Annotated in this window: 9 protein-coding genes; 3 read left to right on the forward strand and 6 right to left on the reverse strand. The window is 45.3% G+C overall.

Going from position 1 to position 15,275, the window contains the following annotated elements; all coding sequences use genetic code 11:
• Nucleotides 1–48: 48 nt before the first annotated feature.
• Nucleotides 49–2,409, reverse strand: a complete 2,361-nt coding sequence (locus tag AC3CIA_RS18215; RefSeq protein WP_017083022.1) for a Lon protease family protein — start codon at nt 2,407–2,409, stop codon at nt 49–51.
• 240 nt (nt 2,410–2,649) lie between these two features.
• On the opposite strand from AC3CIA_RS18215, the gene AC3CIA_RS18220 reads away from it, so the two are divergent.
• On the forward strand, nt 2,650–3,144 hold the full coding sequence (locus AC3CIA_RS18220) for a hypothetical protein (RefSeq protein ID WP_114634337.1): 495 nt from the start codon (nt 2,650–2,652) through the stop codon (nt 3,142–3,144).
• Nucleotides 3,145–3,156: 12 nt separating this feature from the next.
• Nucleotides 3,157–4,785, forward strand: a complete 1,629-nt coding sequence (locus AC3CIA_RS18225) for an ABC transporter ATP-binding protein (protein ID WP_488519455.1) — start codon at nt 3,157–3,159, stop codon at nt 4,783–4,785.
• Between the two features lie 200 nt (nt 4,786–4,985).
• Here AC3CIA_RS18225 and AC3CIA_RS18230 read toward each other — a convergent pair whose 3' ends face one another.
• Nucleotides 4,986–5,999, reverse strand: coding sequence for a LacI family DNA-binding transcriptional regulator (locus AC3CIA_RS18230; RefSeq protein ID WP_004732795.1), 1,014 nt, complete (start codon nt 5,997–5,999; stop codon nt 4,986–4,988).
• Between the two features lie 80 nt (nt 6,000–6,079).
• Nucleotides 6,080–9,178 (reverse strand): GH116 family glycosyl hydrolase, encoded by a 3,099-nt coding sequence (locus tag AC3CIA_RS18235; RefSeq protein WP_488519456.1) that lies wholly within the window; start codon nt 9,176–9,178, stop codon nt 6,080–6,082.
• A gap of 64 nt (nt 9,179–9,242) precedes the next feature.
• Here AC3CIA_RS18235 and AC3CIA_RS18240 point away from each other — a divergent pair, with 64 nt between their 5' ends.
• Entirely contained in the window at nt 9,243–10,190 is a 948-nt protein-coding gene (locus AC3CIA_RS18240) for an aldose 1-epimerase (RefSeq protein WP_488519457.1), read from the forward strand.
• 129 nt (nt 10,191–10,319) lie between these two features.
• On the opposite strand, the gene AC3CIA_RS18245 is transcribed toward AC3CIA_RS18240, so the two are convergent.
• From AC3CIA_RS18245 to AC3CIA_RS18255, 3 genes are all read right to left on the reverse strand, one after another.
• Nucleotides 10,320–12,734 (reverse strand): glycoside hydrolase family 94 protein, encoded by a 2,415-nt coding sequence (locus AC3CIA_RS18245; RefSeq protein ID WP_488519458.1) that lies wholly within the window; start codon nt 12,732–12,734, stop codon nt 10,320–10,322.
• 93 nt (nt 12,735–12,827) lie between these two features.
• A complete protein-coding gene (locus tag AC3CIA_RS18250) occupies nt 12,828–13,919 on the reverse strand; it encodes an ABC transporter ATP-binding protein (protein ID WP_009846155.1) in 1,092 nt (363 codons plus the stop codon).
• A complete protein-coding gene (locus tag AC3CIA_RS18255; protein WP_102299825.1) occupies nt 13,919–15,268 on the reverse strand; it encodes a GH1 family beta-glucosidase in 1,350 nt (449 codons plus the stop codon). The genes AC3CIA_RS18250 and AC3CIA_RS18255 overlap by 1 nt, the downstream gene beginning before the upstream one ends.
• Between the last annotated feature and the right edge of the window lie 7 nt (nt 15,269–15,275).

Here is a 15,275-nt window from a genome sequence, read left to right on the forward strand (position 1 = left end):
TTTATCTGTTTATCTGTTTATCTAGGCATAAACTATCTAGCTATACAACTATTTACGCAGTGCGTTCAGTTTGGCTTGAGCGATACCAAAGATAGTATCAATTGGATAGCTCCCCTCATCACTTGCCTCACCTGCGGCTTTGCCTGTGAACAGTTCAATCGCCTCTGTTACATGGTCAATCGCCCAGATATTGAACTCGCCTTTTTCAACTGCTTTCACGATGTCACCGCGCAGCATTAAGTTATGAACATTCGAACGTGGGATTATCACCCCTTGTTCGTTTGAACGTCCTTTGATTTCACACACATCAAAGAAACCTTCAATTTTCTCGTTCACACCACCAATTGGCTGAGATTCACCGAACTGGTTCATTGAGCCGGTAATTGCGATGTCTTGACGGTTCGGCTGCTTAGAAAACGCCGATACCACCGCACAAAACTCGGCCATACTCGCACTGTCACCATCGACGCCACCATACGATTGTTCGAAGGTGATGTTAGTGGTGAGCGGAACTTTGGCTGTCTTACCAAACACTGAAGAAAGATAAGCAGACAAGATCATCACCCCTTTCGAGTGAATACTGCCACCTAGGTCTACATTTCTTTCAATATCAATCACTTCACCGTCACCGTAAGCTGTGGTAGCCGTGATTCGGTTCGGCGCACCAAACATATGATCGGTCGTACTGAGTACAGAAAGCGCATTGACCTGCCCAACCGCCTGACCATCTACGTGGATCAGCGTTGTACCGTTAGTGAAGGTTTCCATTACGCTGTCTTGCAGTCGTCCGACACGCATCTGTTGGTTAGATAACGCTTGGTCGACGTGCGTTGCACGAATCAAGTTCGATTTTGAGCCTCTCGCTACGTAGTTTGACTCACGAAGCAGATTCGCAATGTGTGCCGAGTGCAGCGACAACTTACCTTGGTCACCCGCCTGACGAGAACTGTGCTCAATGATGCGAGCAATCGCTTTACGATCACAATGCAGCATGTTGTTGTCATGTACGATGCTCGAAATGAAGCGTGCATAATGCATTTCAGAATCCGCAGTACGCTTCATCTCATCTTCAAAATCGGCCGTGACACGGAACAGTTCACCGAACTCCGCATCGTAATGTTGCAGCAGTTGATAAGTGCGGTAATCACCAAACAAAATGATCTTAACATCTAATGGGATGGGTTCTGGATCAAGCGATACCGCGCCCGTTAACGTGACCTCTTTTTCTAATGAAGTGAAGCTCAATTGACGCGAACGTAGCGCGCGCTTCAGGCCTTCCCAAACATAAGGCTGTTCGAGCACTTTAACCGCATCCATCAACAACACACCGCCATTGGCTCTATGTAAACTACCAGCGCGAATCAATGAGAAGTCCGTAAATACAGTACCTTTAAAAGTTGCCGTCTCGACATAGCCAAACAGAGAGTGATAATTCGGATTCTCTTCAACCACGATCGGCAGCGTCTCCTCCTTCTGGCTCACAATCACGTTAACCTTGTAGCGACGCGGCATTTTCTTATCCAAAGAGGCGGTCGCAACTTCTGCTTGCTCTGTGCTCTCTTCCAAGAAAATATCTGCGTTATCGACAATGTCTTTACGCAGTGCCGTCAGGTACTTTTTGATATCTGGATATTGGCTGTAGTCTTGCTTCAACTGCTTGATGAAGTGCGTTATCACATCTCGCGCCGTATCATCATTAAGCTTTTGAATTTTCTCTGTATACGTCTCTTCAAGCTCGGTCAGTTCGCGAGAAATGGTTCGTAGACCCACTTCCAATCCATCAATGGTTTTATCGAACTGGTCTTGCTCTTCCGGCGAAAGCAGATCGAAGCTCTCTTCGGTATGAAGATCATCCCCATTCATTGCGACAAACTGGTAATCACCCTGAGTGGTAATCGTCAGGTTGATGCCCTTATCTTTCGCTTCTTGGCTAATTGTTTCGAGCGCAGCTTGTTGCTTCGTGGCCAATTGGTTTTTAAGCCTATCAGCACGGCTAAAGTACATCTCATTGTCGAATGCGAGCGGCATGGCTTTAAGCAATTTACGCATCAGCTTTTCAATGTCTTGCTTTAAGCTGCTGCCCACGCCACGTGGCAACTTGAGTACCTTCGGTGTGCGAATATCTTCAAAGTTCGCGATATAACACCAATCAAAGAGCTCTTGGACCTCTTGAGTGTGTCGGTTTAGATAGCGCAAAATCATGGTGCGCTTACCAAGACCATTTCGCCCTATCGCATAAATGTTGTAACCCTTTTCCTTGATTGACATCGCGAACTCAACGGCCTTTTGTGCACGTTCTTGCCCAACGATTTCGTCAATTGGAGCCAGTTCTTTGGTCGACTTACATGGTAGCTTATCGAGTTCCGCTACCTTATACAGCTGTTCTGTATTGAGTCTTTGCATCGCCATCGCCGCCTCCTTAGTCCTTCATTACTTGGGTGTAGATAAAATCAGTGTAGATGTAATTTCCTATAAATTTAGTGACTTACGCAACACCGCTGTTCAACCGAACAAATAACGCACAATTTGAGCCATTTTTAAGAATAACCGGCCATTTTATTCATCAACTTAACACGTGAATGATTTTAATTTGCATTTGATAATAAATATCATTAACATTTTAAGATATTATAAATTGAGGATGTGGATATGGAAATTGAACGATGCTGGATGCACTACCTAAAAGCTGAACAGTTAATGGAACAAGGTCACTGGCCAGAAGCACAGCGCCTGTATGGTGATGTTCTAACGTCTCTTCCTCACCACATCCAAGATGCTGCATACCAAAGCGACATCAAGCCCTGCCAATTTGCCTGTCTACTTGCAGGGCTTAGAGACGCAAGTGTCGCTCAATCAGAGATTTTCAACCGTTTAGGCCATCATCAGAAAGCCTTCGACACCTTGAATCAGTCTTACGCACTGATGCAATTTATCTCTCTCGAAAGCACAGAACTGATCCAACGCACCTATTCACTGCTGGAAAAACAGAGTGAAGATCTACTCAATCATTTGATCGCTTTTTGCAGTGCTCAACGCAGTTCGTATTGGATGCTCGAACTAGAACAAATTCAACGTGCTCATCACCATTTTGGGCAACTTAAAACCACGTCAGAAGTGAAATCTTCACCTAATGTCTTAAATTGATAAGGATATATCATGTCGGACCGGGCCATTCTTAAAGTCAATAACCTCTCCGTTAGCTTCACAACCAATGATGGAATCATTGATGCGGTAAAAAAGGTTAACTTTACCCTTAATTCTAGCGAAACCTTGGCCATTGTTGGTGAATCAGGTTCAGGTAAATCAGTCTCTTCTAACGCACTCATGCGTTTGCTCCCTGATAACGCCATCATTGATGCTCAATCTGAAATAGAATTTGAGGGGCAATCAATACTTGGCAAGACTGAACGAGAAATGCAGTCGATTCGTGGCGACAGAATCGGCATGATCTTTCAGGAACCGATGACCTCTTTGAACCCATATCTGCGTGTGGGTATTCAAGTGGCTGAAGCCATTATGTGTCACCGTAAGGTATCAAAGTCAAAGGCCAAACAGCGCGTACTTGAGCTGTTTGAACTGGTTCACCTACCAATGCCAGAGCAAGCCTACACTAAGTATCCTCACGAGTTTTCTGGTGGTCAGCTGCAACGCATCATGATCGCAATGGCCTTGATTAATGAGCCCGATATTTTGATTGCCGACGAACCCACTACGGCATTAGATGTAACGGTTCAGGCTGAAGTGCTCTCTTTGATCAAAGAGATTCAAAGCAAGATGGGCATGGCGATTTTGTTTATCACCCATGACCTTGGCGTAGTAAAACATTTTGCCGACCGTGTTCTGGTGATGTGCAAAGGTGAGCTAGTTGAAGAAGGGATGACTCAAGCCTTATTCGAGAATCCAAGACACGATTACACACGCATGCTGATTAACTCGATTCCTAAAGGCGCTAAGGTTCCTGTTGAGGCGTCAGCCCCAGAGCTATTGTCTGCTGACGATATCCGAGTTCAGTTCTTGGTTAAATCACATTTCATCAAGAGTAAAAGTCAGTACTTCGAAGCCGTAAAAGGCATTTCGTTGAATCTTAAACAAGGCGAAACGCTAGGCATTGTGGGGGAATCAGGGTCAGGTAAATCGACCCTTGGACGTGCATTAATTGGCTTGCTGCCAAGTACCGGACGTATTGTTTACAAAGGCCAAGACGTTAGCTTATTAAATGATAAAGAGCGTCACAAGCTCAAGAAAGATGTCCAAATGGTGTTCCAAGATCCTTATGGTTCTTTATCACCACGCATGACAGTTGGGGAAATCATCACCGAAGGCTTAACGGTGCATCAACCTCATCTATCCAAGCAAGAACGTTTAGAAAGAGCGCGCAAAGCATTGATTGAAGTTCGCTTAGAGCCGAATTCAATAAACCGTTATCCGCATGAGTTCTCAGGCGGGCAAAGACAGCGTATCGCGATTGCTCGCGCACTGATTCTAGAGCCCTCTTTCATTTTGCTGGATGAACCGACTTCAGCACTCGATCGGTCAGTGCAACTGACCGTGATTGACCTGCTTAAAGACATTCAAGCCAAGCACAATATTGGCTTTCTGTTCATCAGCCACGACCTCTCGGTAGTGAAAGCACTGTCGGATCGCGTATTGGTGATGCAGAAGGGTGAAGTGATGGAAGAAGGGTCTGCAGAAGAGATTTTCAATGCACCGAAAAATGACTACACCAAGAAGTTAATCGCAGCGTCATTCGACTTAGAAAATAAATCGAAAAAAAATGCGGCGTAACGGGAACTAATCAACATTAACAGCGTCTTATATGTACATTCTGAATAATCTCCTAATGGATTGAAATCTAGAATGGATATAGCAAAACTGGTTTGGCCGCCAAAAGAGAAATGTCGCATGGATGCGACATTTTTCGTTTCTGAAGGGAAATAATTCTTCTCGAAGTGTCACTCCCTGGCATCAAATCACTTCATGGCATACTAACGATACAAAGACTTGGTCGACTCTCTCACAATCAAATCAATCGGTGGCAAGCGGGCTTCATGCCTCTCACCGGAGAGTAAGTTCAAAATCGACTGCGCACACACCTCGCCAATCTCTTCAATCGGCTGTCTCAGCGTCGTCAGGGCTGGCGTGAAATACTTAGACGTAGGCAAGTCATCAAAGCCAATCACAGACACATCTTCTGGCACTTTATAACCGTGGTCAGACAGCGCCTTAATCGCACCGTAAGCCGTTTGGTCATTAGCAGCAAATAAGGCGGAGAAGTGAACCTTCGACTCTATCAATTCAACGGTTTTCTCGTAGCCTGACTCACTACTGAAATCACCCTGTTTAACGAGTTTTGGCATCACTTTTATGCCCGCCTCTTGAAGTGCTTTCTTATAGCCTTCAAAGCGATTTCCCGAATCAGGTTGACTTGAAAGCCCCTTAATATGAGCAATATTCACATGCCCTTGTTGCAGTAAATGTAAGGTTGCCATGTAGCCGCCCAACACGTTATCAATGTTGATGGAGCGGACGTTATTCTCAACAAAATCGTAGCCAACCATCACGATAGGAATGTCTTGTGCATACTTGGCAATCTCTTCCTGAGTAATGCTTCCTGTCACGATGATCATGCCATCCACGTTACTTTTTGCGAGATACTCCAACGCGTGCATTTCCAACTTTTTCTGCCAATGCCCTGTCGCGATTACTAACGAATAGCCTTGAGCGATCAGTGTTTTCTCCATGTCATTGAGAATACGACTGGTATAAGGGCTGTCAGGGTGTTGCACCAACACACCAATGGTGAGTGAACGTCGGTTGGTGTTTTCTTGCATTTGAAAATTAGGTTTGTAGCCAGTATCTTTAATCGCTTGCTCAATATTTTGGCTTTTATCGTCAGACACATAAGTGGTTCGATTAAGGAAGCGAGACACGGTGCTGGGAGAAACGCCAGCCAGTCTTGCTACATCGTATACGGTGGTTTTTTTTGTTTTAGTACGCATCTCGATACCTTAAATTCAATCGATTAAAGGGAGCGTAATCGCCCCCTCTTTTTCATTTCACCAGTTAGTTTTTAGTTCTTTCAGTACAAGTAGGCGAAGATCATCCCCGGTCTAAAATAGCGGCCAGCTGTATATTTCAAGCCAGTACTCGATAGCCATTTGTGTAAGCCTGCCAGTTTTTCTAGCGGAATTTCACCGCCCATCATTTTAACAAAATTGTCAGTATCTTTCGTTAATGTTGGGTTGATACGACCGTCAGACAGCACACACTTTTGACATTTAAGTACACTTAGCCAGTTTTTCGCATCATTTTGCGATACTTTAAACACTTCTATAAGATCTTTCTCATTGACAGACACAGAGCAATTGAACCCCTCTGGTGCTGCAAATGGAATTTTCGAATAGTCATAGAGCGCGGTATACACGGTATCCATCAATGTTTCTGCTTGTTGCGATTTCCCCGCTAAGTTCAACGCCGTTGCCACACTAAACTGAACACCAATCCACACATCTTGAGCCTGAAATGCTTCATGTGGTGAGCCGTCGGCTAACGTCATATTTGCAACACCCAACTTAGGGCTGTTGATCTCAAAGTTGTGCTTATAAACATAGTCTAGTGCACGTTGGATTCTGTCTTCTGGGAAAATGCCCTCTAGACCGATGAGCTTTAAGTAACTGTCGGCTAACAATGCATCACCAAAACTGTTGTCAGAGTCCGGCACTAAGTCTAAGTACTCTTGTGTAAAGGCGTGAGGTGCTGTCTCACTCAACAAATGTTTCTTGGAGACTCTTTGAGATACCTTACTAACATCAATTGAAATATCTGTTTGGCTAAGATAGTCGTTCAGAATGTTCTTATCGGCAATCGTATCGCCAGTCAACGTAAGCCCCAAGGTTTCCAATACTTGGTAGCCTTGTCCCGTTAAGTGCTTGGCTTGAACTGGCGTCACGAAGAAGTGGTAGTAACCCTCTTTGTCATCCCACAAGCTTTGCTCAACCGTGGCTAACGCCTTTTTAGAACGCGTTAAGTAACCGCTAGCTAGCTCGCTTTCACCCATCAATTGTGCAAGTTCGCTCGCGGCTTGTAGGCCAGCAACCCAAAGGCTCGCACAGTAAATTGAGATGCCGTGAGACGCGAGGTTATCAAAGGTATCGTCTGTGCCTCGGGTTAGTGGTAAATCGTCACCTTCAGCGATCAAATTCGATAAGAAATCGATGCTTTCAGTTACCGCTTGCCAGCACTCTTTAACCACAGAGAGAGCTTGGGTGTTTTGGTAATGGCGGTACACCATCAGAATGTATTTCGGCGCTAAGTCCTTCCACTCTTTCACGTTGTGCCAGCTGTAAGCATCGGGCTGGATGTCAAACGGACTACCCAAGTCGTGGATTACCGCACCTCGAATGGCACGCACGCCTTGGTACTTGTCATCAATCAATTCGGCATTGGGCGTCGCTTCGTATTCCCAGTAGCGGCGCTCGGTAAAGTCTTCCGCCAAAATGGCCTTAGAAAACTCTTTCATCACGCAGCCATCAAGCTCAGGCAACAAATAAAGCAGTGAGAATGAGCCGTAGAAATACACATCCAGAGAGTTAAAGAATGGGTAGTCGACACACTCTTTTACTAAGAATTTATCTTCTTTATCCCATACCGTTGATTCCGCTAAGAACGACAATGAATTCATCGCCATCGTCGCATAGCGAAGTGCTGAATCAGGCTGCGAGATCTTGCTTTGAGCTTGCTCTAGGAAGGTTGCTTGTTGCTTCACGATCTGTTGCTCAATCGCTTCTAGCTCAGGCAATACGTCTTCTAACATCGGCAGAGCTGGTTGCGTTTGCGGGTAAAATTGCGTGTAAGCCTTCTCTGAATGCCAACCATTAAGCATGACTTTGCTGTGTGCCATTACTTGCGCAAAACGCAGGTCAACAGACTCTCCCGCTTCCAATTCAACCTGAACCACCACCAATGCGCTCAACGCTTCACGCCCTGTGTAAATTCCTGTTTGGAACTCAGTGTTTGTGCGGCCTGTTTTCAGTGCGAACTCTGTTTGCTGAGCACTCTTAGAGGTGTAAAGCGTTGGCTTCACAGAAATCGAGACCTTGCCAGATTCCACCAAATGGTTATCCGCTTGAACACCAAACACCACTTCGCCTTCAATATCGCTCTGATAAGGCGATTGGCTAGAAAGCTGAACTCCCGTAAAGCTGTGACTTTCGCCTTTTAAGTTAACCACTTCATGCTGCTGAGCGATCGGGTTTTGAGACAAGGTACACGCCGAATCTTGAATGCCATCGCGACCTTTTTGATAGGTTGAACCAATCAAGTTTTGTAGCGGTTGAGCAAGCGTAATAACTCGAGTTTGCGCTGAATTATTGGTTAATTCGAAGTGATTCCAGTGCATCGGTAAAGAGCAAAGGCGTTTGTTCTCTTTAACGATCGGAGAGACTACCTTACGCTTTATATTAATATCTTCGAAGCTGCTGTATTTATATTCAGCCAATGGATACAAAGCTTGATATTCTATATCTCTACCATTAACTCTATCTATATCACTGCCATTGATATTATCCATATCATTATTATCACTCGCAGTAAGTGATAATAATCTCGTTGTATCATTTATTAATAAACCATTAAAGAAATCTAAGGCGACATATAATTGACAAATAGTTGAGCCTGAATCTTCTTCAATTAACAATTGAGTCTTATTTGAAAATTCAACGTTCCATTTTGTAAAGTTAGCTTTATTTTCTTGGTAGAAGCGACCATTTTTTAATGCTGCTTGAATGAGACTAATCGCATTCGACATGTTTCTACTTTCAATCTTTTTTCCATCGAACAAAGCCGGATAAAAGTTCAGGTGAACGCTTAGCTCTTGTTCATTAAGAACTTGCAGCGTGTCGATGGTTGGCACATTCATCACTGACGCATAAAAATCATTAAAATTAATAACTTGCTCTGAACAATCAACAAATATTCCCGGAATAAAGCTGAAATTTGGTGTTTTGCCGTTTGGCGTCAGTGTAAATGTGTTACCAATTCCGCCCACCGCCATACCGGTATTTTCTGGTGTGGTAGAAATTGGCGTGTACCAAGGTTGAATAAATTCAACTGCATCACCTTTTTTACATAAGTGTTCCGAATTTCCTGAGTAGCTCGTATATGGAATTTTATTATTCATTTTAAAACCGCCATTGAATATTTTTTTCTTCTTGTTAATATCTTTTAAAAATGGAGACATCAACATGTTTAAAATTATAAATGAAAAATTTGGAAATATTGACTCTGTCACATTAATAAACCACCAACATGGTATAGAACTTCAAATAATCAATGGATTTGGTTCTATTATTAATAAATATATCGTAAATAACAGTCCATTCTCTTTTATTTGTGGTTATCAGAATTATGATGAACTGATCAACCAACATCCGTTCTTTTCCCGCAGTGCTAAATTATTCCCTTTTCCAAACCGTTTAAACTTAGGTCGTTACAGTTTCGATAACCAAAACCATCAACTCCCAGCTAACTTTCCTTGGTCTGATCACGCCGTACATGGCCTGCTCTACAACCAACCTTTTTCAATCACAAACAGCGTAGCCACTGAAGAATCCGCCAGTGTGACGTTGCAGTATCAAACGTCGTCTTTGCATCCTGCTTTCCCGTTTGCGTTCAACCTTGAAGTAACCTTCAATGTCGACATCACGGGTAAACTCACTTCCTCAACGACCGTCTCTAATCTTGGTGATTCTGCATTCCCATTCGGTGATGCTTGGCACCCTTATTTCTCACTCGGCACTGAGCTAGAACAATGTGGACTCGCTATGTCGCCTTGCTCTGAGGTCATCCACGAAAACGACCTACCCAATGGTGAAAAACTGGCTTTTGACTGTTTGTCTTTGGGTGATTCACTCACCAATCAAAGCTTAAATCACTGCTTTGAATTTGATTCCAAGACAACCAATCAACTTGCGTTTACGCGCTCAGATTCGTCTGCCGCTATTCGCTATCAACAAGATGCAAGCTATCCATTCGTTCAGCTGTACACGCCGACTAGCGAGCAAAGTATTGCAATAGAACCAATGACTTGCCCAGCTGATGCATTCAATAACCAGATTGGCTTATTGACGCTTAGTCCGAACCAATCTCAAACCTTTACTTGGCAATGCCAAGCCACCTATCAACCAAAATAACTAAACCAAATCAAGGCAACTGCTGAATGCGAAATCAGCCCCCCAGAGAACGCATTGCTAACGAAACAACTACAACGAATGAATCAAACTAAAGAAGCAATAAAGGGCGCATAAAGCGCCCTTCTCTTGTTAACCTAGAATCACCTCGATGGTGTGCTCACCCGATGTAAATACCGGTGCTTGGTTGCCTGAAATTAGGTCACCATTTACCTTCATTTCAACCACACCTTTGCACACGTTATTCGGGTTAGTGACATGAATATGATAAGTCGCACCACGGAACTGACGACGGACTTTGAACTCTGGCCACTCAGCAGGAATACATGGGTCCACCAGCAAGCCATCCACTTCAGGGCGAACACCTAGAATCCATTGCGTACCCGCCACATATGTCCAAGATGAAGTACCAGAAAGCCACGCATTACGTCCTAAACCGAACTGTTTGTGCTCGTCACCCAAAATGTTTTGTGGGTAGCAGTAAGGTTCAGATTCAAAGGTATCAATGTCATCATTCTTAGACGCTGGGTTGATTTGACGGTAGTACTCGTAAGCACGCTCACCGTTGCCCATTTTCGCTTCTGCGATCATCACCCACGGGTTTGAATGCAAGAAGATACCACCGTTCTCTTTCGCACCTGGTGGGTAAGTTGAAACACCGCCTAGCTGTGGATCAAAGCCGTTGTAACCCGGTGTTGAAAGCTTGATGCCATTAGTGGTGTTCAGTTTGTTGTAAACTGAATCTAGTGCTTGCGTTGCACGTTCTTGAGTCGCGAAACCAGAAATTACAGGCCAGCTTTGACCGTTGGTGTAGATCTGCCCTTGCTCATTCTTATGAGAACCAATCGGCAAGCCCTGCTCATCAAAGTAACGAACAAACCATTCGCCATCCCAGCCGCATTCATTGACTGTGCTCTGCATCTGTTGGTACTGATCTTTAAACTTAGCTGTCAGTTGCGCTTCACCACGCAGCTCACACAAGTCCAACATGTCGAGCAATGCTTTGCCGTACATGTTCGCCACCATCATCGACTCAGCACCCGTTGGCAGGTTCACCGTGTCATTCCAGTCAGCAAAACCTAATAGCGGTAGACCGTGCTCACCGGTATTGGTGTAAGTAAACTCAATCGCGCGGCACAGGTGGTTCCACACGGTTCCCGTTTCGACTGGGTTGCCCGCTTTGTCTTTTTGATAGAACGGAATATCTTTATTCAAGAAGTCTGCATTGCCCGTTTCTTTCACATATTGCGTCACCGCGTAGATGATCCACAGGTGATCATCGCCGTAATAATCAGGGCGATCTTCTTCTTCTCGCGAATCACCCGCGTTCGCTTCCATGGTTGATGGGAAGAACTGGTGCATCGCAGAACCGTTGGTGTTTTGCACAGACAACAGACGCTCGATAAACTCACGCGCCTCTTCCGGCATGTGAGTAATTACGCCTAAAGTATCTTGCGAAGAATCACGGAAACCGATGCCACGAGCCCCATAACCAAGCTGGTACAGAGACAGGTAACGAGACCAGTTTTTGGTTGTGTGACACTGACGTGGGTTATGTACGTTAAGCATTGAGTTCATTGCCGGATCTGGCGTTTCAACCTGAACCGCTTGTAGGTAACCATCCCAATGTTCAGCCAGTTCAGCGAAAGCCGAATCGACAACTTGATGGTCACGATATTTAGCCAATAAAGGCAGCGCCGCTTCAACACTCTCTTCTTGTGCGATTTGTACAATTGTACGTTCTGTCTGCTCTGGAGATAACCAACCTAGACGTAGGTTAAGCGCACCAATATTGTCGCCACGCAAACACTCGGTGTTGCCTAGTTCATCATTGTTTAGTGCTTCTGGCGCTGCCCATGTACCGTAACCCAAATTACCTAGGAACGATTGGCGGTCACCATCAAAAGACGTCGCAGGGCGATCCGCTGTCATCAGGTTCACCGCGTAGTCACGCTTCATAAAGGCATACTGCTCAAGCACGGTATGACCCGATTCTTGCTGATGCGCTTTAAGCGTCATGGTTTGTGGCACCCAGTCCGCATTGAGTAGCTGTTTAAGTGCATCGAAGTGTGTGAATTCATACACAGGTACCACATCAACGTGCAGAGCTTTACCTGAAATGTTGGTGACTTTGATGTCTTGTAGCAGTACTTGGTCAGCTTTTGGTACGAAGAAAGTCGCTTCACAACGCACACCAAATGCTTCTGCAATGATGGTGGTGTATGACAAACCGGTGTGATTTTCAAACTTATCGAGCGGCTTCAGAGTGGGTGTGTAGAACGGTGAGAATATTTCTACATTGCCCGCTTTATCACGCACCTTGAGGTACATTGTCGAACCTTTGAAATCTGAATTTGGCAGTTGTGCAATGTACTTGGTGATGCGGTTGAGTGCAGGGTCGCCCTTACACAACAGCACACCGCCGTTGCTATCGACAATGCCACCGAAATCTAATGTACCCACATAGTTACACCATTTGATCGGTGTGCACGGTGTGGTTGCTACGTATTCTTTGTTTTTATCGTCAAAATATCCGAATTTCATCATCACTATCCCTAGCCCCTCCCAAATCAGGAGGAGCCAAAACAATTTGTCGTAAGTTGGTTGGTGTCAGCTCAATGGCAGACTTGCATTGATTGACTAGCTCGCTAGCGAGTTCTCACTCAGAGCATCGAACAAGTGGAAAGCATCCAAATCCAAATAAAGCGTCAGATCTTTTACATCGACTTCAGCCGCTTGGGTTTCAACCATCAGCGGTTGACCGCCAATTTCTGTTTTCAGAAGAATGCTTGCGCCCAGTAACTCCTTGTCTTTGATTTTCACAGGGAATGGCAGCACGCGGTCGTGGTCAACTTGCTCGGCACGTAGGTGAATGTCTGTTGGACGAACACCAAAATGCAGCGCTAGGTTCTTAGACGCCAGAGACTTAAAGCGCTCAGGCAGTGGGATATGAACATCGCCGATTTCAACGAAGTACTCGCCTTCTTTTTCAATCAGTTTTGCTTCCAACATGTTCATTGATGGGTTACCAATGAATTGCGCGACAAACTTGTTTGCCGGACGCTGGAACACCTCGGTTGGTGTACCAACTTGAGCAACATAACCGTCTTTCAGGATCACGATGCGATCCGCTAGTGTCATCGCTTCGATCTGATCGTGGGTTACGTAGATCGTTGTGGTTTTAAGTTCACGGTGTAGGTGTTTGATCTCTTCACGCATCACGCCACGAAGTTTTGCATCTAGGTTAGATAGCGGCTCATCAAACAAGAAAACCTTAGGCGTACGAACCATTGCACGCCCCATTGCCACACGTTGACGTTGACCACCAGAAAGTTCTTTAGGCTTACGGTTGAGTAGCGGATCAAGCTCTAGCATTTTCGCCGCTTTTAGCACTTCTACGTCGATTTCTGCTTTTGGCATGCCCTTCAGTTTTAGCGCAAAGGCGATGTTCTCGTACACCGTCATATGTGGGTACAGAGCGTAGCTTTGGAATACCATCGCTAAGTCACGGTCTTTCGCGTCGACTTTATTCATCAACTTGCCGCCAACCACGATGTCACCAGAACTGATACTTTCAAGGCCAGCAAGCATGCGTAGCGTTGTCGATTTACCACAGCCAGATGGGCCAAGGAAAACCACGAACTCACCGTCTTCAACCGTAAAATCAAACTCTTTGACGACTTCAACATCACCGAATGATTTTTTGATGTTCTTAAATTCTACTTTAGCCATTATCTGTTCTCCTCAGCGCGCTCTAGCAGCATATTTCGGTACGCAATTGCGCTCTGTTTCAATGTTCTTTCTTGGGTGGTGTAGTCAACATGGACAATGCCAAAACGCTGGCAGTAGCCAAATGCCCACTCAAAGTTGTCCATCAGGCTCCAAGCGAAGTAACCATCAACTTTCACACCCGCTTCAACCGCGTTGTGAACCGCTTCGATGTGACCTTGGAAATAACGAACTCGTTGGTCGTCCATCACTTGTCCATTAACGCGCTCGTCGTTGCCTGCAGCACCGTTCTCGGTGATGTAGATAGGTGGCATATTTTCGTAACGAGCATCCAGTCTTACCAATAAATCGGTTAAACCTTGTGGGTTAATTTCCCAGCCGATGTAAGTGTGTTCAGCGTCAGTCTGTTTTACTGATTCAATATCCCCGTTCTCGTTGAAGCGAGCGACATTGCGTGTGTAGTAGTTAATACCGATGTAATCAACCGGTGCACTGATGATGTCTAGATCGCCTTCTAAAATCATCGGCATGTTCATCGCTTGGCGCTCAACCACCAGCTGTGGGTATTCGCCCTTCAATACTGGGTCGATGAACCAGTGGTAGTTCTCCGCTTCGCAGTAGTCGGCTGCCGCTTGGTCTTGTGGCGTCAGCGGGTAAGCTGGCGTCGCGTTGAATACCACACCATGCTTAGCATGAGGTGCATTCTTGCGAAGGATCGGCATTGCCAAACCGTGTGCCAGCATTAGGTGGTGAGACGCTAGGTAGCCCTCTTTCTCACCCTTGATGCCTGGCGCGTGTTCGCCCCAACGGTAACCTAGGAATGCAGAAACAAACGGTTCATTGAGCGTGGTGTACACATCGATGTTGTCACCAAAGTATTTGCTCACCACTTCTGCGTATTCTGCGAATTTGTAAGACGTTTCGCGGTTTAGCCAGCCGCCTTTATCTTCAAGGTATTGCGGAAGATCCCAGTGGTACAAAGTCACATACACTTTCATGCCACGAGCATGACACTCATCGATGATCTGACCGTAAAACTCTAGACCTTGTTGGTTCACCACACCGTCTTGCGGCAGGATGCGCGGCCATGCAATAGAGAGACGGTAAGCATCAACGCCTAAGCCTTGAATCATCTCGATGTCTTGTTGCCATAAGTGGTAGTGGTCACACGCCACATCACCATTGTCGCCGTTATCGACCTTGCCCGGCGTCTTACAAAATGTGTCCCAGATAGACGGTGTACGACCGCCCTCTTCAACGCCGCCTTCAATTTGGTATGAAGATGTCGCGACACCGAATACAAATTCCTTACTGCGTAACTTTGAATCACTTGGAAGTTGATATTTATTCATTGTTATA

The organism is Vibrio sp. QJM3NY_27, from assembly GCF_057785955.1.